A 20827-nucleotide genomic window follows, 5' to 3' on the forward strand; every position below is an offset into this window, starting at 1 on the left:
ACCTGCAACGGAAATCACCTGAGAGATAATTTCTGAGATACACTCTGATTGGTCAGTAGTCATTAGTCATTGAAATCGTGGCTAATTAGTCAAGAGTGTGAAATCTTGATGACATCAGCAAAACACGAAACCTCAATGATCACAACTACAACTGGATAAAAAATGTATTAAGTTTTGGGAGATAGCTTTGGAACGCACCTTTTTAGCCATTAAACCTGACGGTGTACAACGTGGACTCATAGCGGAAATCATCCGTCGTTATGAAAGTAAAGGTTTTACCCTCGTGGGTTTGAAATTCATGAAAGTCAGCCGGGAACTGGCAGAACAGCATTACGATGTTCACAAGGAACGGCCATTTTTTGGTAGTTTGGTAGAATTTATCACCTCTGGCCCCGTTGTAGCCATGGTTTGGGAAGGTGAAGGGGTTGTGGCTTCTGCGAGAAAAATTATCGGTGCTACTAACCCTTTAACCGCAGAACCTGGAACCATTCGCGGCGATTTTGGCATTAATATTGGCCGCAATCTGATCCACGGGTCTGATGCTTTGGAAACTGCACAGAGAGAAATAGCTTTGTGGTTTAAAGAGGAAGAATTAGTTAGTTGGCAACCACATTTAACACCTTGGTTGCAAGAGTAATTTAGGGAGTGGGGACTGGGGACTGGGGAATGGGGACTGGGGACTGGGGACTGGGTATTGATAATAAACTTATCCCTCATTCCCTCGCCTCTAACCTCTGATCTCTACTTCACTTTTTTCGGGTTCTATTTCGGGTATTTATTCAATAACAGTACGCTGAGAGAATCCCCAGACGAGAACCAGTGCGATCGCCGAAATTACTGCCCATTCTGGTGGGACTAAGTTCTCGTTGATCACTCTCATTAACAGGCGAAAACCGACAAAGGCTACGGTGATATACCCGGCATCTTCCAGGTTTTTAAATTCGTCTAACCAACGGATAAATAAACCGGTCATATATCGCAGGGTGATAATGCCAATGGTTGCACCGGTGAGGACTAGCCATTTTTCTTGGGAAACTGCGATCGCAGTGGTGACACTATCCAAGGAAAATGCTAAATCTGTAAAGGCAATTACGGGTATGGCTTGTAGCAAAGAGTTAAAACGGGGGCCATGATGTTGGTTGTCTTCGTCTTCTTGGGAGGTGAAGTGTTGGAATACTAACCACAGCAAATAGGCAGCACCTACTAGTTCAAATTGCCAGTATTTTTGTATCCAAGTGGCAGTGAGAATCAGGCTGATTCGCAGTACATAGGCAACGACTAAACCAAAGTTTAGGGCTTTGCGTTCTAGTTCCTTGTCTTCTAATCCTTGGGCGATGGCCGCGAGGGCGATCGCATTATCAGCAGATAACACCGCCTCTAATAGAACCAAGATTAGCAGGACTATCGGGGCTTCAACGCTGAAATGAAAGTTAAGATAGTCAAAAATTTGGTCTAGCATTCCGGGTTTCTCAAGCAGGAAAAATAAAATTTATCTGAAAAGTGCAACAAAATGCTACTCTTATCCAGCTTAACCTGTTGCTGCTGCATTCTGATGGTGAGGATATCCAGGCGATCGCATCGCAGCGCTTCGCTATCGCGTTACGGTTAGAGATTTCGGGGTGTTATTCAATACACCAAAAGTTTTAACATTTCCTTTGAGCCTCTCGATATTTTCAAATCAAATAAGATTGCTATCACAGTTTTGAGCTTTAGCGGTAGAACTAGCTTTAGCCCGAAGAACTGCTAAAAGTTTGCGAACAGTCACTGTATTTAGATGGTCAACCCCAAATACCCTCTGAAAAATTTTTAAAGCGTCGAGAAACAGGGGTTCAGCTTGGTCATAGCGTCCTTGGGATTTGTAGAGTAGTGCCAAGCCAATGAGGCTTGCGGCGACATGGGGATGATTATCTCCTAGCAGGTGTTTATAAAGTTCTAAACCTTGGAGATACATGGGTTCAGCTTGGTCGTAGCGTCCTTGGGATTCGTAGAGTAATGCCAAGCCAATGAGGCTGGTGGCAAAATCGGGATGATTATCTCCCAGCAGGTGTTGAGAGAGTTCTAAGGCTTGGAGAAACAGGGGTTCGGCTTGATCGTAGCGTCCTTGGGTATAGTAGAGTAATGCCAAGCCAATGAGATTTTTGGCGATATGGGGATGATTATCTCCCAACAGGTGTTGAGAGAGTTCTAAGGCTTGGAGAAACAGGGGTTCGGCCTGATCGTAGCGTCCTTGGGCATAGTAGAGAGATGCAAGGTTATTGAGGCTGGTGGCGACTGAAAGATGATTGTCTCCCAAGAGGCGTTTATAGAGTTCTAAACTTTGGAGAAATAAGGGTTCGGCTTGGTCATAACGTCCTTGGGATTTGTATAAAGATGCAAGGTTGTTGAGGCTGGTGGCGACTGAAAGATGATTGTCCCCCAAGAGGCGTTTCAAAAGTTCTAAATTTTGGAGAAATAACGGTTCAGCTTGGTCGTAGTATCCTTGGGATTTGTAGAGTCCTGCCAAATTATTAAGGTTGGTAACTAAGCCGATTTCTAAACCTAATTCTGTTTGTAAATTAATCGCTTGCAAATAATATTTGATTGCTAAGTTTTGTTCTTGTTGATAATTTTGTGCTTCTCCTTTATCCAGTCGTCTTGTATAAATATTTCCTAACTGCGAATATAAACTAATTAATAATTTTGGTTCTTGGTGATTATCTTGCTTTTCTATTTCCTCAACTAATCTTTCTAAATCGGCAATTGGTAATCCCGAATATTTGCTATCATTTAAATCTGATAACTCACCATTTTCTAATATATTTCTAATTGGTTCAAATTCTTGAACATGAACAATATTTTTAGGTTTGCTGATAAAATGAAATACACCATTGCGCCAACTCCAAAAATCCGGGGCTTTTTTGATTAAGTTGACTAAAACTTGATTTGTTACCCACAGCACAATTGAAAAAGGAAATTCTCGCAGTGCTTCCCTTGTCCATTGCAAATAACCAAAAAACTTTTCTTGTTCAGATTGTGACTCACCTAGCCTCAAAAAATAAAGTTGTTCCACACCCGTAACTGTAATTACTGCGGGTTGATGTTGCTGTAAATATTCTTCGCCTTCAACTAATTGCTGAATTGCAGCTTTTAAACTGGGTTCATTTCGTGGTAAAGTAACATGATAACAACGAATATCTGGTTGCAATTCCCCTTGATAACGAGAAATAATTTCTTGACGATAATTTTCATAATCGCAAACTGCAATTAATAAATTTAACCGTCCCACACCAGCTTCAATGGAAACTATTAAATCATCGTAAGCATCTTGATTTTGCTCATCTATATTATTTGATGCTGGATTTGTCATCATATCAAACCCTCATCGCGCAACAATTCCACTACTATGGGATGTACGTCATACCAGTTTTTACTATTGCGATATTCCAGAACGTACAAACCATGTAATAAATCGAGAAATTCTTGTTCTTTGGGGTCTTCAGGTTTAAAATTTTCATAAGTATTTTGTAATATTTTATATTCTGTACTGCCCAGTGGTAAAGAAAAATCGTTGCGAATTTTATTAATTGCTTGATCTAAAATATCTGCATTAATCACCACAGTTTTATCTGGTTGGCGACGAATTAACCGCAAACAAATTCGGCAACATTCGTTAGCAAGCCGAATTAATTCCCGCAGGACACCACCACTATTTAAAGCGATATTTTTGGCTATTTCCGGTTCAATTAACTCTGGTTGAATGCGTTTTTGGAGAATTTTACAGAGAATATCAAATGTTTCTTGACGTGGTTTTGCATCTGGCTGGCGACTATCACCTTTAGCAAATAACTTTAAAACAGGCATAACCACAACTTGGTCATTTGTTTCATTCTCAATAATTGGCTTGAGTGCAGTTTCTCGCAGTGCCGCAATCGGAATTGTGTAGATAATCCGAAATCCTGGTAAACACAGGGCTTTAATGTTATCTTTATAAATATGATTAACAACGCTTAAGTCAAGTTTATCTAAATCATCGATAATTACTAAGACATCTTTTTTATATACTGCTTGAATTGATGCAGCGATAATATTTAACTGGGCAACTAATTCAGATATTTTGCGTTCAAATTCCTGTTTGATTTCGTAGCGAATTGTCGAATCTACTTTTAATTTAGTGCTAAGTATTTTTAATATACTATTGTCGCTAGTTGCTTCAGTGCGAGTGCGGGTAGTAAACCAGGTTTCTAAAGCATCTTTTGTCGATTGGGGAATATTTACTTGACGTGCTTCGGCCTCCAGCATTAAATTAAGTCCGATAGCAAACAAGATGTTGATATGATTCACATCAGACATTTCGATAGTGTCAGCAATGGAGAAAAACACCACAAAATATCTATCGTGAATATTGCGGCTAAATTCTGCTAGTAAAGTTGACTTACCACAACCACGATGTCCCGTAAAAATAATTTTGCCATCACTGCTAGGGCTATCTTCAACTAGCTGTTCTAATTCATCAATAGTATCCCCACCATAATCAACCCGGAAATTTCTTAAATCTTTTTCCTGGGACAAAGGAAGCAATTCTAAGTTGCGATAGGCTTCTTGAAAGGACTTTAACAAATCTTTAGACATAGAAATACAGCTTTTAAAATGGCTATCTATTCATATCATGACTGCAAATGTCCTTAAAATAGTAAGTTGATAAATTTATTGTAAAACTCATATAGAGCAATACAGTAAATCTTAGAGGATGTTTTAAAAGTTTTGGGCGAATATAATATGGCTACGCTTCGCGTTAGCGATATGCTACTACACAAACTAAGTCCGCCTGCGCAGACTAACGAGAAACGTAGGATTTTCAACCCACGTAGGTGGGTTTCGTTTGTATAGCTGTGACTTCTAGTCGCCAGTTGACTTTACTCAGAAATCTTTGCTAATTTTTCTAAGAGACTCTCTGCTAAATTTAATAATTCCTGATTATTTAAATCAACATTGTCTTCACCAGCTAAAAGATTTCTGACTATACAGAATTTCTCCTGACTTTCCGCAATTCTACAACATTCTTCTAAATTTACCGCCAAATCAAACAAAGAACCATTTCCTATATGTTTGCGAAGTCTCACAGCAACATCATCACTACTGACTAAAAACTCCTTAATATTGTCTAATAATTTGTCCTCTAAAATTTCATCATGTCCCCAAGTTTCTAGCCAATCACTATCCGCATTTTCTACATAAAAATGAACAAAATCTACCCCATAAGTTAGCCAATCCTGCTGCATTTTTCTGGCTGTTGCTAAAGCTTGAGCAAATTCTTCGACAGGAGTTTCGTAGCTTTGAGTTTCTTGTAGGTGAGACATAAAAGCTGTGATGATCTGATGGATATGTAGGGAATCAAGGCAAATGTGGAAATCTTGAACCGTTGGAAGTGTCAGTCGAATTTCAAATACTTGCCGCCAGAAAGATAGTCACTGTTGTACAGTGCTATGTTGACTAATTGCTTGATGAAATTAGCATCCTTGGGATTGTAACTTACAAATATTCCTCTCTCTATTTCCCAGGTGTGCAGTGTATTTTGCCAAAAATGATACTTTTGATGGTTAAACTCTTCAGATACACTGGTCACTTGAATACATAGTGGTTTGTGCTGATGACTACTAACAATTAAATCCGTTGCCATTGACAAATCGGCAATATAACGCTTCCAAACACTACCTTCACGCTGCACAATATCTTGGGCTATAGCTCTAATGATATCATCATCTCCCTGATTAAATTCCCCTGCCATGAGTTTTTGTTTCCAAATGTAAAATTTGGAGTCATTTGCATTAATCCATCTGGGAAAAAGATCACTATACCAATATTTCTCATTGGGGGTCATTTGCTCGAATTTGGCTTGTTGTTCTGCTGCTGAAGGTGATGATTTAATCATCAGCCAAATGGTGGAGTCTGTAATTACTTCTAAAAGAAAGGCGAGGACAAATGGTTTTGCTGTCAGAGAACCTGGTCTAATGTTTTTTACCCAACGATTGATTTCGTTTAATTTTTTGGCCAAGTTAGGGTCTATCGAGGAGGCTTGCTCGATGAGGGATTTTAGTTGATCCTTAATATCTTGTGCTTGCAAACGATGCCCTACTTTCAATAACTAATGCTTTGTTGAATAATTTATAACTAACGGATCTGGTCAATGTCTCGGTTAACAAAGAAAATTAATGTTTTGATGGCGATCGCCACTCCCGCAGTTACTTTAGCAGCATAAAATAATTTGGAGCTAATTGCCACATCAGTACAGCTAAACAGCGCCAAAACCCAATTTTTCGGTAATGCTTTACCAAATATATAGACAAATATTACCATATATGATCATTAATTGTAATCTTCCCCCTTCTGGGGTAGGCTTTTGGGCTGACTATACTATCTTGTAATTCCTGCCCAGCTAAATGAAAATTGAAATCTGCTGGGTACAAATTGGCTAACAATAGTTCTCAGACACAATACTGGTCACGGTTATCAATATGTCTCAGCCTACAATAGAATCAATCCTACAAGAGAACCGCTCATTCCCTCCTAGCAGCGAATTTTCCCAGAATGCCCATGTCAAAAGTTTGGCGGAGTATCAAGAACTTTATGACCAAGCTCAAGCTAATCCAGAGCAATTTTGGGCATATTTGGCGGAAAATGAACTGGAATGGTTCCAAAAATGGGACAGGGTGCTAGATTGGCAACCACCTTTTGCTCAGTGGTTTGTCGGTGGTAAAATTAATATTTCTTATAATTGTCTAGATCGACACCTGACGACTTGGCGAAAAAATAAGGCGGCGCTGATTTGGGAAGGGGAACCAGGAGATTCACGGACTCTGACTTATGCCCAGTTACATCGGGAAGTGTGCCAGTTTGCTAATGTGCTGAAGCAATTGGGAGCGAAAAAAGGCGATCGCATTGGTATTTATATGCCGATGATTCCCGAAGCGGCGATCGCCATGTTAGCCTGTGCGAGAATTGGCGCACCCCACAGTGTGGTATTTGGTGGTTTTAGTGCCGAAGCTTTGCGCGATCGCCTCAATGATGCAGAAGCTAAATTAGTTATCACCGCTGATGGTGGTTGGCGCAAAGATGCTATTGTTCCTTTAAAAATCCAAGTAGACCAAGCCTTAGCAGACAGCGCTGTCCCCTCCGTCACCAATGTGCTAGTAGTTAAACGCACAGGTCAACAAACACAGATGGAACCAGGGCGTGACCATTGGTGGCATGATTTACAACAAGGGGTATCAGCCCACTGTCCAGCAGAACCGATGGATAGCGAAGATATGCTATTTGTCCTCTACACTTCCGGTAGCACCGGCAAACCAAAGGGTGTTGTGCATACAACTGGTGGGTATAACTTATATACCCATATCACCACCAAATGGATCTTTGATCTCAAGGAGACAGATGTATATTGGTGTACAGCAGATGTAGGTTGGATTACGGGACATAGCTATATAGTTTATGGGCCACTTTCCAACGGGGCAACTACTGTTATGTATGAAGGTGCGCCCCGTGGCTCTAATCCTGGTTGCTTCTGGGATGTAATTGAGAAATATGGCGTGACAATTTTTTATACCGCACCTACAGCCATTCGGGCATTTATTAAAATGGGTGAACATCATCCTAAAACCCGTGATTTATCTTCCTTGCGATTATTAGGAACCGTGGGCGAACCCATCAACCCAGAAGCTTGGATGTGGTATCACAAAATTATTGGTGGTGAACGTTGCCCAATTGTTGATACTTGGTGGCAAACAGAAACCGGCGGTATTATGATTACACCATTACCCGGAGCCATTCCCACCAAACCCGGTTCCGCAACTCTGCCCTTTCCCGGTATCATTGCAGATATCGTTGATTTAGAAGGTAACACCGTACCCAACAATGAAGGCGGTTATTTAGCGGTGCGTCATCCTTGGCCGGGGATGATGCGGACGGTATATAATGACCCAGAACGTTTTCGCCGCACCTATTGGGAACATATCCCCCCCAAAGATGGGAAATATATCTACTTTGCCGGTGATGGTGCTAGACAAGACCCAGAGGGCTATTTCTGGGTTATGGGTCGTGTGGATGATGTTTTAAATGTATCCGGACATCGATTGGGAACTATGGAAGTGGAATCAGCTTTAGTTTCTCATCCCGCAGTGGCGGAAGCCGCAGTTGTTGGTAAACCTGACGAGATTAAGGGTGAAGAAGTTGTCGCTTTTGTCACTTTAGAAGGCACATATCAGCCCAGTGATGATTTGAGTAAAGAACTGAAGCAGCACGTTGTCACAGAAATTGGGGCGATCGCCCGTCCCGGAGAAATTCGCTTTACTGATGCTTTACCCAAAACCCGCTCTGGAAAAATTATGCGGCGCTTGTTGCGAAATCTCGCCTCTGGAGAAGAGGTATCTGGTGATACTTCCACCTTAGAAGACCGCAGTGTTTTAGATAAGTTACGCGAAGGCGTTTAGAGTAATTGGGGACTGGGGATTGGGGATTGGGGACTGGGGAATCCAGTGATTTTGAATCTATCATGGGGATGAGAAATTGATTGAGGTATTGAAAGCATGAAGCTAAATAGCCAATTAAAATCAGCATTGGTCGCCAGTGTCACTATCATCGCCACAATTACTGGCTCACCATTAGTCTTAGCTGATTCGCCCAATTTGAATCAACCAGTTAACTCAACTCAAGTCCCCCAACTAGCACAATTTCGTGGGACCCCGGAAGAAGAGCGATCGCAACTGCTACAACAAGCTAGAATGTTATTAAGTCAAGGTGATTTCTCAGGCGCAGAAGCAAACCTACGCGACTTAACCAAAAAATTCCCTAGATATGCTCTGGCACACTTTGAACTAGGAAACCTTTTGTTTCAACAAAATCAGCCAGAAGCAGCTATTACAGCCTACCAAGAAGCCATTCGCCTCAACTCTAATCATGCTTTAGCTCATAATGGTATTGGTCTAGTGTATGCTAGTCAAAATCGTTGGCAAGAAGCTATTACAGCTTATCAAAAAGCCTTAAATATTAACCCTAATTACGGCGATGCTTTAGCTAATGTAGCTGTTGCATTTCTCCAGAACAATCAAAAAAATGAAGGAATTGCTTCTTTAGAAAAAGCTTTAGAGATTTTTAAATCACAAAGTAGAAATGAAAGAGTTTTACACATTGAACAAGTTTTGCAACAGTTAAAAAATTCCGATCAACCTGATATCTCCTGAAAAATAAATGACATCAACTCTCTATTCCCTGTTGATTTGCTATCTAAAATTTATCTAGATGGATTTTGAGTGGCGATCGCTTGTTTTAATACAGGAATTTTTCTGTAAAATAATGTAGCCCCGATAATACATACTATGCCATCAATTATTAATGTATTGGGCGCACCGATGCGATTGGCTAAAAACCCAGCCAGGAGATTTCCTAAAGGTAAAATTCCTAGAAATGACATCGTGTATAAGCTCATCAATCGCCCCCGTTTATCATCATCTACAATTGTTTGCAGAAATGTATTGCTAGAAGTAATTTGTAGCATCGTTCCCAAGCCCACAAACAGCATGAGGAATAAAGAAAGTGGTAAAAACCGAGATAACGAAAAAGCAATCAGAGCCATTCCTAAAATTACAGGTGAGAAGGCAATTAATTGACAAACTTCTAGTATTTTACTGCTTGTAGCTAGATAAATCCCACCAAAGGAAGCTCCAATTCCCGATGCAGCCATCAAAAATCCCAAGGTTTCAGCACTACCTTTGAGTATATCTTCCGCAAAAATTGTCAGCAAAATAGTATATTGCAATCCCATAAAGCTGATTAAAGCTGATAATAATAAAATGGCTCGAACTGCGGGAAATGTAAAAGCATAAACTAATCCTTCCGCCACCTTTTGGAAAGGATTACCGATTTTTAATGAAATGTGCCTGGGTCGAATATTCATTGCTAATAATGCGGCGATGACAGCAAGATAGCTCAACCCATCAATTAAAAAACAATAAGCAGCGCCAATACTGGCTATGAGTAAACCGCCAATAGCTGGACCAATTAATTGGGTTGTATTAATAATAGTGGAATTGATGGCGATCGCATTAGCTAAGTCTTCTTTACGTTCCACTAGTTCCGGTGCAAATGCTTGTCGCGCAGGTGCATCCACTGAATTGATTAATCCTTGAAACAAGCTTAAGCTAATAATATGCCATACTTCAATTGTGCCAGTCAGGGCTAGTCCTGCTAAAACTAAGGACTGGATCATTGAAAATATTTGTGTCACAATTAAGGTATGATAACGGGAAAACCGATCTACAAATACTCCCCCAAAAGGTGCTAGAAAAAAGCTGGGAATTTGACTACAGAATCCCACAAGTCCCAACATGACTGGGGAATTTGTTAAATAATATACTAGCCAGATTGTAGCAAGCTGTGTCATCCATGAACCAATCAAAGAAACGCCTTGTCCGGCAAAAAACAGACGACAGTTTCTTGACCTCAGCGCTGGTAGTAGTGGCTGCTTGGGGTTTTCGTCTGTATTAGCCATGCAATAATTCCTATTTGAATCGGCTACCTGATACTTTCTGCTGTGATTTTTAACGCTTGATTCATTGATTTAAAACCCTGTTTAATATTTGTCTTCAGGGATTTTTTAGAGATAATCAATTAACCAGAAAAATGTCTCAGTGAATTAACCGCACAAGATTTTTGTCTCATGGTTTAACTTTAAATAATCCCAGGCTTTTAAGATGGTAATAGGTTTCAACTGCATTGCTCCACTCTCCCAAGGCTGAATTAAAGTTATGACTTTTTTTTCCTGGGGTAACTATCAAAATTAGTGAGCAATTGCTATTTACTGTCAAAGAAATGTCTCTAGAATCTTTTGAGGTTAATTATTTCAACCCATTAATTCAGAAAACTTTACTATTCTTCCTCCCATTGTCTGATTTCGGGAAAATTGGCGATCGCCTTCTACAATGACTGTAGCTTTTGCTCAATTAAACTAAAATTGAAGGGCTAAATAGCAGTTAATGTATATAAAGTGGATACAACACCACAAAACCACCATTAATACTAATAATATCCTTGATTTTGGCTCTGCTCGTATCAGACCGTGAGAGAATCACATCAGTAACTTGATGGCGATCGCATTATGACTATAAACGGTACACCAGTGACAAAGTAAAATCACCTAAAAATCAAGACTAAAATTAACCAATTATTTCTTAAAAGCCAGCAGTCGGATTTGAACCGACGACCTTCCGATTACAAGTCGGATGCACTACCACTGTGCTATGCTGGCGCTTTTGCTAAGAAATTTAAGCACCCACCGATTTACTATTATATCATATACAATTCAATTGTCTATAGTCAAGTGCTAACAAAAATATTTCTTCTGACTCCGTGAAGTCCTCAAAGTCACCCAGAAAAAATTAGTGATTTTAACCACTGGTCAACTTGCTAAATTAAAATTGCAGAGTCAAAACTAATTCAAATACTCGGTTGGATGCCAAAATATTAAGTACAGCTTCAAAACTGGACTTTTTTTCACCCAGCTAAGTAAAGGAACAGAAATCGATGATTGTTCTTTACAAATCGGAAGCATGGTAGCGTTAATAGGAAGAGATTTATTAAGCCTAGCGGATCTTAGTCCCCAGGAACTTCAAGAACTCCTGCAACTAGCAACCCAACTAAAATCACAACAGTTGAAGTTGCATTGCAATCAAGTTTTGGGTTTGTTATTTTCTAAAGCTTCAACTCGCACACGAGTTAGTTTTACAGTAGCAATGTACCAATTAGGTGGACAGGTTATTGATCTTAACCCCAATGTCACCCAAGTGAGTCGCGGGGAACCTTTGCAGGATACCGCACGGGTATTAGATAGATATTTAGATGTTTTAGCAATTCGCACCTTTGCACAGCAGGATTTAGCAACTTTTGCTAGTTATGCTAAGATTCCCGTAATTAATGCCCTTACCGATTTAGAACATCCTTGTCAGATATTAGCTGATTTATTGACAATTCAAGAATGCTTTGGGAACATACAAGGCTTAACTTTAAGCTACTTCGGCGATGGTAATAATGTCGCTAATTCCCTCATGCTGGGTTGCGCTTTGGCAGGCGTAAATGTCAGAATTGCCACACCCCCAGGATATGAACCCGATGCAGGTATTGTAGAACAAGCACGAGCAATTGCAGGTGATCAAAGTGAAGTGCTGTTGACTGATGACCCGGAGTTAGCCGCTAAAGGATCTGCGGTGCTTTATACTGATGTTTGGGCAAGTATGGGACAAGAAACAGAAGCAGATAATCGTTTGCCGATTTTTCAACCTTACCAAATTTCCTCACAGTTATTAAGTCTTGCTGAACCAGAAGCAATTGTTTTACACTGCTTACCAGCCCATCGTGGTGAAGAAATTACCGAAGCAGTTTTAGAAGGTTCTCAGTCCAGAGTTTGGCAACAAGCCGAAAATCGTTTACACGCCCAAAAAGCTTTACTTGCTAGTATTTTAGGCGCAGAGTAAATATTTATCCGGCAGAAGTTAAGAGAATAATCTGACTTTTGCCTTTCATATTTTTGCTTCCATCTTGTGATTTGGGATTTTTTGTAGTACTAATGTTCTAAACACATTTGTATTTTTTTCCCAATAAATTTATGGAACGTCTCACAGAAGCTCAACAAGAATTATACAATTGGTTGGTTGAATATATTCGCACTCACCAATATTCTCCTTCAATTCGCCAAATGATGACAGCAATGAAGCTGAAATCTCCCGCACCTATTCAAAGTCGTTTAGAGCATTTACGGACTAAAGGTTATATAGACTGGAATGAAGGTAAGGCGCGAACGATTCGGATTTTGCATCCTACTAAGCAAGGTATCCCAATTTTAGGGACAATTGCGGCTGGTGGTTTAATAGAACCTTTTAATGATGCTATAGATCATTTAGACTTTTCTAATATTTCTTTACCTCCTCAAAGCTACGGTTTACGGGTAGCTGGGGATAGCATGATTGAAGATTTAATTGCTGATGGCGATTTGGTATTTCTGCATCCAGTGTTAGAACCAGACCAGTTAAAGAATGGAACTATTGTCGCTGCGAGAGTTGATGGCTATGGTACTACTTTAAAACGTTTTTATCGTCAAGGCGATCGCGTCACTCTTAAGCCGGCAAATCCTAAGTATGAACCCATTGAGGTACTCGCTACACAAGTAGAAGTGCAGGGTTCTCTGGTTGGGGTTTGGCGGGGTTATTGAATGGGGAGTAGGGGAAAGAGGCTGGGGAGCAGGGAGCAGGGAGCAGGGGGGAAAAGACGGTAATTTCCCAATGACTAATGACTAATGATTAATTATTTAGTGCAGGAACAATCTACTTTTAGGCTAAAAGTTCCATTTGTGAGGGAACGTCAGGGGAGTTATCAAACTCGTCAGCCATTACCAGGATGTCCAATTTTGCCTGCATCTCTGCAATTACGTCCATATCAGCGACAGGCTATTACTAGCTGGTTTGCTAACAATGGCAGAGGTACACTAAAAATGGCTACTGGTAGTGGTAAGACTATTACAGCTTTAGCGATCGCTTGTGAATTATACCAGCAAATTAATTTACAAGTGTTATTGGTGGTGTGTCCTTATCGTCATCTTGTCACCCAATGGGCGAGAGAATGTGAGAAGTTTAATTTACAGCCTATCTTGGCTTTTGAGAATTTACGCACTTGGCAAAGTCAACTATCTACGCAACTGTATAATCTGCGTTCCGGTTCGCAAAACTTTGTCACTGTAATTACTACCAATTCCACATTAATTGGTGATGGCTTTCAGTCCCAACTTAAGTATTTTCCTCCTAAAACTTTAATTATTGGTGATGAGGCGCATAATTTAGGCGCACCGAAGTTAGAAGAAAATTTACCTCGTCGTGTGGGGTTACGACTGGCTTTATCCGCGACACCAGAAAGGTATTTTGATGATTATGGGACGCAATCGTTATTTGATTACTTTGGTTCAGTGCTACAACCAGAGTTTAACTTAAAGGATGCGATCGCTCAAGGGGCTTTAGTACATTATTTGTATTATCCCATACTTGTAGAACTGACTGAAGCGGAAAGTCTTGCTTATTTAAAATTAACAAAAAAGATTGGGCGCGCTCTATTATATAGAGAACGAGAAAATAGCCAACGGGGAAACCTTGAAGACAACGAAGACTTAAAACCATTATTAATGCAACGCGCCAGATTAATTGGCACAGCAGAAAATAAACTCACCGCTTTGCGAGAATTAATGGAGACTCGGCGAGAAAGTACCCATACACTTTTTTATTGTAGCGATGGTTCCCAAGAAACCGGACAGCGTTCATCCTTGCGTCAACTCAAAGCCGTAGCCAAAATTCTCGGTGTAGACTTAGGATATAGAGTCAGCACATACACAGCCCACACTTCCTTAAAAGAACGGGAAACCTTACGCTGTCAATTTGAAAGTGGAGAATTACAGGGTTTAGTCGCCATTCGCTGTTTAGACGAAGGAGTTGATATACCAGCCATTCAAACAGCCGTAATATTATCAAGTTCCGGAAACCCGCGCCAATTCACACAGCGCCGGGGGAGAGTATTACGTCCTCACATTAATAAAGAACGCGCCACCATATTCGATATGATAGTTTTACCACCAGACTTAGATAGAGAAACCATAGAAATAGAACGCAACCTATTAAAAAAAGAACTACGCCGCTTCGTTGAATTTGCCGACTTAGCCGATAACGCCGGCGAAGCCAGAATGAAACTACTAAACTTACAAAAACGTTACGGATTACTAGATATTTAATATGAGACTTGCAAAAAACCTCCAACCCTCATAACTCTGTGTCCTCTGTGTCTCTGCGGTTTGTTCCTCTTCAAACCCAGATTTAAAAAAACAAACTGAAAAATTTTTTTTAAATTTGTAGTAAATAGCAGATAGTGTGGGAGAATAATATTAAGGTTGATTATAATTGAGTGTAGCTTGCGCTAAAAATTTAGCTTCTACCCCATTAGAATGTAAATCCATCTTTAATCTACCACACCCCATACTCAAAATCAAGCCTTCTTTTTTGCCCAATAAATTGCAAAAATTCCCGCAATACCTAAAACCGAGATTAATAGTAGCTTTACGGATGTAAATGCAGGACTTCTAGCAGCTAAAATATAAAGAAAACCTATTTAAAAGCCGCCAAATGCTCCCAGACACAAATATAGAAGATGTGCAGGAACCAATTTCTAGTGCGTCGCCAGAAGTGCGACAGATTATTGAGCGAGTTTGGAAATTGGAAAAAGGCAGACTAGATAAAAAAATCAATAGCCATATTAACGAAGAGATATTAGATATTGTCAAGGAAGAAGTGCAATGAAGCTGACTTCAATTAAGCTGTGCAACTTTCGCTCCTTTTATGGTACAACTCCAGAAATACTCCTGGCGGTAGGAGATACACTGAATACTACAATTATTCATGGTAATAACGGTTCTGGAAAAACCAGTTTACTCAATGCCTTTACTTGGGTATTATATGAAAAATTTAGTGCCGCTTTCGCCTCCGCCGAACAGTTAGTTAATAAACGTTCCATTGCTGAAGCCCAAAAAGGTCAACCTGTAGAATGTTGGGTAGAAGTCGGCTGGGAACATGAAGGTAAACGCTACAAAGTTAAACGTTCCTGTCGGGTTTATAAAAATGAAAGTGACTTTGAAGCTGGTAAAACCGAGTTACGGATGTGGGTAGGTGAAGACGATGGGGAATGGTACTTACCATCACAACTACCAGACGATATTATTAATCAGATATTACCTGCAAGTTTACATCAATATTTTTTCTTTGACGGTGAACGTATAGAAGAAATCGTTCGTTCTGATAAAAAAGCTGAAATTGCGGAAGCGACTAAGATTTTCTTGGGTGTAGAAGTAATTAACCGTTCTATCCGACATTTAGGAGAAGCGAAAAAAACTTTAGAGAATGAGTTGAAAGCCATTGGTGATGCAGAAACTAAGAAACTGCTAAAACAGCAAGAACAGATAGAACAAGAAAGTGAAAGCCTCACCAACCGCCAAACAGAAATTAAACAAGAGTTAGAATATCAACAAACCTTTAAAAAAGAGACAAGTAACCGTTTATTGGAACTTGTTAAAGCCAAAGAAATAGAAGATAGGTGGCAAAATCTAGAATTGCAGAAAGCTGAAAACCAGGAAGCATTCAAGAAAAACAAAGAAGCCTTGAAGAAAATTATTTCCTCACGGGGTTATACAGTATTACTGGGGGAGACAACATCACAATTTAGGAAAATCATTGATGATTTAAAACAGCGCGGTGAGTTAACTTCTGGAATTTCGCGGGAATTTGTCAATGAATTATTACAATCCCAGCGCTGTATTTGTGGTGCAGACTTAAGCGCAGGTACTGATAATCATGAAAATGTGCGAACTTGGCTAGATAAAGCTGGTTCTTCAGCCGTGGAAGAAACCGCTATTCGTATGGGTGTACAAGTAGATGAAATTGATAAACAAGCTGCGGCTTTTTGGGAAGAAATTGATAGAGAACAAGCCAGAATTAAGCAGTTAAGAGAAACCATATCCCAAGTTGAGGGTGAATTGGATAACCTTCAAGACAAACTGCGAAAAGATGCGAATGAAGAAATTAGCAGCTTACAAAAACGCTTAGATGAGATTTCCAGCAAAATTGATGAATTAAATCGAGAACAAGGTGCAAACCAGCAGAAAATTATTCAATTAAAAACAGAAATTGATGCTTTGGGTAAACAAATATCCAAGCAAAAAATGAATGAAGAAAAGCAAATATTAGCGCAGCGACGCATTAATGCTACTCAAGATGCAATTGAACGGTTAACTGAAGTTAAAAATCGGCAAGAAAAACAATTTCGTCTGCAACTAGAAAAACGAGTCCAAGAAATATTTAACCAACTTTCAGTCAAACCATATATTCCCAAAATTAGCGAAAAATATGAATTAACCTTAGTAGAACATACGGCGGGAATAGAAGCACCAGTTGCAGCTTCCACAGGAGAAAATCAAATTCTCAGTTTATCGTTTATTGCCAGCATCATCGATAAAGTCCGCGAGTGGAGTCAAAAACGCAAAATGATGATGCTTCCCGATAGTAGCACATTTCCTATTGTTATGGATTCCCCCTTTGGCAGCTTAGATGAAATGTCACGCCGACATATAGCAGGAACAATTCCCAAATTAGCTAATCAATTAATTGTCTTAGCCAGTAAAACCCAATGGCGAGGTGAAGTAGAAGAAGAAATGGCAGAAAGAATAGGTAGAGAATATGTACTTACCTATTATTCCTCAAAACCAGATTGTGAACAAAATTATATCCAATTAGCAGGACAAAAATACCCCTTAGTCAAGCAAAGCCCCAACGAATTTGAATATACCGAAATCATAGAAGTAATTCGTAATTAATTCTCCTTCCTCTCCTCTCTGCGCCTCTGCGTCTCTGCGTGAAACAATCATGAATAAATATACCCTAATAACACTCACCTTTCTTCTCACTTTATCCCACACCCGCACCCTCGCCTTTTCTGACACCCAAAACTACTGGGGAAAAAATTGTCTGCAACAATTAGGAGAACGCAAACTAATTACAGGCTACCCCGACGGAAGTTTTCGCCCTAATGTAACCGTCACCCGCGCGGAAGCATCTGTATTAATGTTAAATGCTTTCCCCGACGCACCAATACAGCGCCCAAGCATTATATTTAAAGATGTACCTCCCAATCATTGGGCAAATCAAGCCATTGCTAGGGCTTATCAAAAAGGATTCTTTGCTGGTTATCCAGGGCAAATTTTTCAACCGAATCAAGCAATTCCCAGGGCGCAAATTATCGGTGTGCTAGCTGGGGCGAAAAATTATAATTCTGTACCTAACCCAGCGCAAACATTACAACAGTACTTTGATGATGGGGCGCAAATTCCTAACTATGCCCAAAATGCGATCGCGCAAGGGGCAATTAATAGTATTATTGTTAATTATCCTAACATTAAACAGCTAAAACCTCTACAAAGTGCTACGAGAGGGGAAGTTGCAGCTTTAATGTGTCGGGCGTTAAATATCTACGCTGTTCCACCAGAATATATTGCGGGAATAGAAGTACATCCCCAAGAGGTACGGCGTTTACCAGGACAACTAAATATTATTCCCACATTTAACAGTAATAGCCCCGAATTGGTGACAACTGACGGCATTTTACTATCAACTTTCCCCCCAGATGGGAAACAAACACCAGAAGCACATTTAAATTATCCCTTTCAAGGCAGATTTGATGTCTTCGCCCATCATATAGTTAGGGCAGAAACACCATCTCAAAGCCGCACGGTTTACCAAGGTATCATTGTCCATAATCCTGGAAATCAACCTGCAACATTGCAAGTATTACAAGCTGCTAGTTACCTTACTAAGGAATCACCGTTTATCAGTCTGCCGGATATGGTAGATAATCCCCAAGGTACAGTTTACGCTGGCCCTGGTAGTCGCACAATGAATGATGTCTTGCGGGGTATCAGACAAGCTAATTTTCCGGAAAGATTGGTAATACAACCAGGTACAAGCCAAATATTAGCAAATTTAGAGATTCCTGTGCGATCGCCATCTTCTAGTGGTCGCAGTACGATGATCAGATTGGAGAGCGATCGCCCGCTTTATATGGCAAAATTATCTCAGAGTAGCAATACTCCGCCCAGTTTAGCCCAGTGGCAAAGACTTCTGGATACTGGCAGTTTAGCAGGAAAACGCGATGCTATTCCTACGCCTCTCGATCCTCCCAGAGAACCCACAGTATTTAGTCGGGTAGCTGGTGTTTCCCAAGGGACGCAATGGCAAGCCCAAATTACAGATAATTCCAGTGTACCAGATTTGACGATACCGCAGCGAGGACAGGCGTTTTCTTATCCTTTGGCGACTATACATTTAGTTACTCTTAGCACTGGGCAAATTCAAAGTGCGCCGATGTTGAAACGTTATGTGGATACGGCTTATTATGCTCACAGTAACTATGGGATAGAATACAATCTCAGTTTGCCTTTACGTAATTCTAGCAGTCAAACCCGGACTGTAACTGTATCTATTCAAACTCCGGTGAAGGATGAAGGGGGAAGTGATAGGTTACTGTTTTTACAGCCACGGGTGGAACAGGTATTTTTTCGGGGAACGGTGAGGGTGCGTTATCCCGATGACAATGGCGTGGAAAGAACCCGCTATGTGCATTTGGTACAGCGACGGGGACAAACTGGTGAACCTTTGCTGAGGTTGGAAATGCAAGGGGGAGAGAGGCGACAGGTTCAAGTGGATTTTTTGTATCCTCCTGATGCTACTCCACCGCAGGTTTTGACTGTGAGGACTCAGGGGTGAATTTTTCACGCAGAGGCGCAGAGGCGCGGAGGGAAGAGGTAGAGTTGAGATTGGTGGTTGTTTTTGAGGTGGGGTTATGATTGCGAGTCGAGAAGGAAGTTATATGTCTCCCCAGGAGTATTTGGAATGGGAGGAAACGCAGGAGGTTAAGTATGAATATATTAATGGTGAAGTTTTCGCCATGACTGGGGGGACTATTCCTCATACTAGTATTGCTCTTAATTTAGCTGCGGCGTTAAAAGGACATTTACGAGGGGGTAAGTTTCGTGCTTTTATGGCAGATGCAAAGCTGGGTGTATCGGAAAATGGCCCCTTTCATTACCCGGATGTGATGGTGAGTTGTCATCCAAGGGATAAAAAAGCTATTAAGTTTATTCAGTATCCTTGTCTGATTGTTGAGGTTCTTTCCCCAAGTACGGAAGCTTACGACAGAGGGGGTAAGTTTACGCAGTATCGCCGGATAGTAACTTTGCAAGAGTATCTGCTGATTGATGCTCAAAAAATGAGTTTGGATTGTTTTCGACTGAATGATAGGGGTTTATGGGAGTTACATCCTTACACTGAGGGGGATGAGGTTCATTTAAGTAGTGTTGATTTTCGCTTTCCTCTATCCTTGGTTTATGAGGATGTGGAGTTGACGAACCACAGAGGCGCAGAGGACACAGAGAGGAAAGGGGAATAGGGAATAGGCGATCGCATCTAATATTCGGTTAAAATAGTCACAATATAGATATCATTATTATGGCGGAAACTGGTAGAATCAGGGTTGCTAAAGATAAAACTCAATTAGTTAAGGATTTAACAACTTCAGATGGGGGAACCGGACCTTTTCAAACATTTGCTGATGTGATTGTGTTTGCAGCAGCGTTGGGTGCAAAGCATAAAAAAAGAGTCCCTCTAGTGGAAATTTCTAAACGAGAACCTTCGCCCATCCGGTTAGAATATTTCGCTTCGGTGGGAAATGATGTAGTAATTAAATTATTGGGAGTTTCTGAAACTCAGGATATTAAAATATTATCTCCCCATGAAGAAGAATATGAAAGGCAACGTAATCAGACGTTTGAAGAATATGCTAATGGCGGACTGGAAATATTACAAATCGAGTTGCATGGAGCAGTAGATTATTCGGAGCGAATTTTATTATTTTTAAGTTATGAAAGAACTAGCCATGAAGAACAAGAAGAGGAATTTGATTTAACAAAATTCCTTTCTTGAATTAGTATCTCGTTAGTAAGAAGGGTTTTCGATCCAACCTAGTTTATATTTGAGTGTCTTGACTGCATCGGTTACTGCATTTGCACCAGTAGATATCTACTAAGTCAGAAATGTTGAATCTCGTTACAAAACTTTACATATGATGTTTTAATACAAAGTTACTGCTGTACATAAAAGCTTCTTGTCCTCTTTAGCTTAACGGGTGACAAGGTGGCTCAAGATGAGATGTGGCAATAATTTGAGAAAAT

At 40.3% G+C, this 20827-nt stretch carries 18 protein-coding genes and 1 tRNA gene; 11 read left to right on the forward strand and 8 right to left on the reverse strand.

Going from position 1 to position 20827, the window contains the following annotated elements; translation table 11 throughout:
* The first annotated feature begins 187 nt into the window (after positions 1 to 187).
* Positions 188 to 637 carry a nucleoside-diphosphate kinase gene (ndk, locus tag ACM0OP_RS05040; RefSeq protein ID WP_414527295.1) on the forward strand — a complete coding sequence of 150 codons (450 nt, stop codon included), beginning with the start codon at positions 188 to 190 and terminating at the stop codon, positions 635 to 637.
* Positions 638 to 775: 138 nt separating this feature from the next.
* Here the strand turns inward: ndk and ACM0OP_RS05045 are convergent, their stop codons facing one another.
* The 6 genes from ACM0OP_RS05045 to ACM0OP_RS05070 form a co-directional block, all read right to left on the reverse strand.
* Positions 776 to 1459, reverse strand: coding sequence for a TerC family protein (locus ACM0OP_RS05045; protein WP_414527296.1), 684 nt, complete (start codon positions 1457 to 1459; stop codon positions 776 to 778).
* 219 nt (positions 1460 to 1678) lie between these two features.
* The gene (locus tag ACM0OP_RS05050) at positions 1679 to 3349 is read right to left on the reverse strand and encodes a tetratricopeptide repeat protein (protein ID WP_414527297.1); all 1671 of its coding nucleotides are present in this window, start codon (positions 3347 to 3349) and stop codon (positions 1679 to 1681) included.
* Positions 3346 to 4608: an ATP-binding protein gene (locus ACM0OP_RS05055; protein ID WP_414527298.1), complete on the reverse strand. Its 1263-nt coding sequence runs from the start codon at positions 4606 to 4608 to the stop codon at positions 3346 to 3348. Before ACM0OP_RS05055 ends, ACM0OP_RS05050 begins: the two co-directional genes overlap by 4 nt.
* A 284-nt stretch (positions 4609 to 4892) precedes the next feature.
* Positions 4893 to 5336, reverse strand: a complete 444-nt coding sequence (locus tag ACM0OP_RS05060) for a hypothetical protein (RefSeq protein ID WP_414527299.1) — start codon at positions 5334 to 5336, stop codon at positions 4893 to 4895.
* Between the two features lie 71 nt (positions 5337 to 5407).
* Positions 5408 to 6100 (reverse strand): hypothetical protein, encoded by a 693-nt coding sequence (locus ACM0OP_RS05065; protein ID WP_414527314.1) that lies wholly within the window; start codon positions 6098 to 6100, stop codon positions 5408 to 5410.
* 47 nt (positions 6101 to 6147) lie between these two features.
* On the reverse strand, positions 6148 to 6333 hold the full coding sequence (locus ACM0OP_RS05070; RefSeq protein WP_414527300.1) for a hypothetical protein: 186 nt from the start codon (positions 6331 to 6333) through the stop codon (positions 6148 to 6150).
* 158 nt (positions 6334 to 6491) lie between these two features.
* Between ACM0OP_RS05070 and acs the strand changes: the two genes are divergently transcribed.
* Positions 6492 to 8462 (forward strand): acetate--CoA ligase, encoded by a 1971-nt coding sequence (acs, locus tag ACM0OP_RS05075; RefSeq protein ID WP_414527301.1) that lies wholly within the window; start codon positions 6492 to 6494, stop codon positions 8460 to 8462.
* A 96-nt stretch (positions 8463 to 8558) separates the two neighbouring features.
* A complete protein-coding gene (locus tag ACM0OP_RS05080; protein WP_414527302.1) occupies positions 8559 to 9212 on the forward strand; it encodes a tetratricopeptide repeat protein in 654 nt (217 codons plus the stop codon).
* Positions 9213 to 9262: 50 nt separating this feature from the next.
* Here ACM0OP_RS05080 and ACM0OP_RS05085 read toward each other — a convergent pair whose 3' ends face one another.
* Together ACM0OP_RS05085 and ACM0OP_RS05090 are read right to left on the reverse strand one after the other, a co-directional pair.
* On the reverse strand, positions 9263 to 10519 hold the full coding sequence (locus ACM0OP_RS05085) for an MFS transporter (protein ID WP_414527303.1): 1257 nt from the start codon (positions 10517 to 10519) through the stop codon (positions 9263 to 9265).
* A 684-nt stretch (positions 10520 to 11203) separates the two neighbouring features.
* Positions 11204 to 11275, reverse strand: a tRNA-Thr gene (locus ACM0OP_RS05090).
* A gap of 301 nt (positions 11276 to 11576) precedes the next feature.
* On the opposite strand from ACM0OP_RS05090, the gene argF reads away from it, so the two are divergent.
* The 8 genes from argF to ACM0OP_RS05130 all read left to right on the forward strand — a co-directional run bounded on the left by argF (position 11577) and on the right by ACM0OP_RS05130 (position 20579).
* Positions 11577 to 12497, forward strand: coding sequence for an ornithine carbamoyltransferase (argF, locus tag ACM0OP_RS05095; protein WP_414527304.1), 921 nt, complete (start codon positions 11577 to 11579; stop codon positions 12495 to 12497).
* A gap of 131 nt (positions 12498 to 12628) precedes the next feature.
* Complete coding sequence (gene lexA, locus ACM0OP_RS05100) at positions 12629 to 13231, forward strand: transcriptional repressor LexA (RefSeq protein ID WP_414527305.1); 603 nt, start codon at positions 12629 to 12631, stop codon at positions 13229 to 13231.
* 84 nt (positions 13232 to 13315) lie between these two features.
* The gene (locus tag ACM0OP_RS05105) at positions 13316 to 14791 is read left to right on the forward strand and encodes a DNA phosphorothioation system restriction enzyme (protein WP_414527306.1); all 1476 of its coding nucleotides are present in this window, start codon (positions 13316 to 13318) and stop codon (positions 14789 to 14791) included.
* Between the two features lie 388 nt (positions 14792 to 15179).
* Positions 15180 to 15353 (forward strand): hypothetical protein, encoded by a 174-nt coding sequence (locus tag ACM0OP_RS05110; RefSeq protein ID WP_006195413.1) that lies wholly within the window; start codon positions 15180 to 15182, stop codon positions 15351 to 15353.
* On the forward strand, positions 15350 to 17419 hold the full coding sequence (locus ACM0OP_RS05115; RefSeq protein WP_414527307.1) for an AAA family ATPase: 2070 nt from the start codon (positions 15350 to 15352) through the stop codon (positions 17417 to 17419). The genes ACM0OP_RS05110 and ACM0OP_RS05115 overlap by 4 nt, the downstream gene beginning before the upstream one ends.
* A 49-nt stretch (positions 17420 to 17468) precedes the next feature.
* Positions 17469 to 19364 (forward strand): DUF3370 family protein, encoded by a 1896-nt coding sequence (locus tag ACM0OP_RS05120; RefSeq protein WP_414527308.1) that lies wholly within the window; start codon positions 17469 to 17471, stop codon positions 19362 to 19364.
* A 76-nt stretch (positions 19365 to 19440) separates the two neighbouring features.
* A complete protein-coding gene (locus tag ACM0OP_RS05125; RefSeq protein WP_414527309.1) occupies positions 19441 to 20046 on the forward strand; it encodes a Uma2 family endonuclease in 606 nt (201 codons plus the stop codon).
* Between the two features lie 59 nt (positions 20047 to 20105).
* Positions 20106 to 20579 carry a DNA phosphorothioation-associated protein 4 gene (locus ACM0OP_RS05130; protein ID WP_414527310.1) on the forward strand — a complete coding sequence of 158 codons (474 nt, stop codon included), beginning with the start codon at positions 20106 to 20108 and terminating at the stop codon, positions 20577 to 20579.
* Positions 20580 to 20827: the final 248 nt, after the last annotated feature.

Source organism: Nodularia chucula CCY0103, assembly GCF_963923915.1.
Classification (GTDB): Bacteria; Cyanobacteriota; Cyanobacteriia; order Cyanobacteriales; family Nostocaceae; genus Nodularia; species Nodularia chucula.

Coding starts and splice junctions, on each gene's coding strand:
- ACM0OP_RS05130 (WP_414527310.1), top strand. CDS start 20,106: ATGGCGGAAACTGGTAGAATCAGGGTTGCTAAAGATAAAACTCAATTA.
- ACM0OP_RS05085 (WP_414527303.1), bottom strand. CDS start 10,519: ATGGCTAATACAGACGAAAACCCCAAGCAGCCACTACTACCAGCGCTG.
- acs (WP_414527301.1), top strand. CDS start 6,492: ATGTCTCAGCCTACAATAGAATCAATCCTACAAGAGAACCGCTCATTC.
- argF (WP_414527304.1), top strand. CDS start 11,577: ATGGTAGCGTTAATAGGAAGAGATTTATTAAGCCTAGCGGATCTTAGT.
- ACM0OP_RS05080 (WP_414527302.1), top strand. CDS start 8,559: ATGAAGCTAAATAGCCAATTAAAATCAGCATTGGTCGCCAGTGTCACT.
- ACM0OP_RS05105 (WP_414527306.1), top strand. CDS start 13,316: ATGATTAATTATTTAGTGCAGGAACAATCTACTTTTAGGCTAAAAGTT.
- ACM0OP_RS05050 (WP_414527297.1), bottom strand. CDS start 3,349: ATGATGACAAATCCAGCATCAAATAATATAGATGAGCAAAATCAAGAT.
- ACM0OP_RS05055 (WP_414527298.1), bottom strand. CDS start 4,608: ATGTCTAAAGATTTGTTAAAGTCCTTTCAAGAAGCCTATCGCAACTTA.
- ACM0OP_RS05120 (WP_414527308.1), top strand. CDS start 17,469: ATGAATAAATATACCCTAATAACACTCACCTTTCTTCTCACTTTATCC.
- ACM0OP_RS05045 (WP_414527296.1), bottom strand. CDS start 1,459: ATGCTAGACCAAATTTTTGACTATCTTAACTTTCATTTCAGCGTTGAA.
- ACM0OP_RS05110 (WP_006195413.1), top strand. CDS start 15,180: ATGCTCCCAGACACAAATATAGAAGATGTGCAGGAACCAATTTCTAGT.
- lexA (WP_414527305.1), top strand. CDS start 12,629: ATGGAACGTCTCACAGAAGCTCAACAAGAATTATACAATTGGTTGGTT.
- ACM0OP_RS05070 (WP_414527300.1), bottom strand. CDS start 6,333: ATGGTAATATTTGTCTATATATTTGGTAAAGCATTACCGAAAAATTGG.
- ACM0OP_RS05125 (WP_414527309.1), top strand. CDS start 19,441: ATGATTGCGAGTCGAGAAGGAAGTTATATGTCTCCCCAGGAGTATTTG.
- ACM0OP_RS05060 (WP_414527299.1), bottom strand. CDS start 5,336: ATGTCTCACCTACAAGAAACTCAAAGCTACGAAACTCCTGTCGAAGAA.
- ACM0OP_RS05115 (WP_414527307.1), top strand. CDS start 15,350: ATGAAGCTGACTTCAATTAAGCTGTGCAACTTTCGCTCCTTTTATGGT.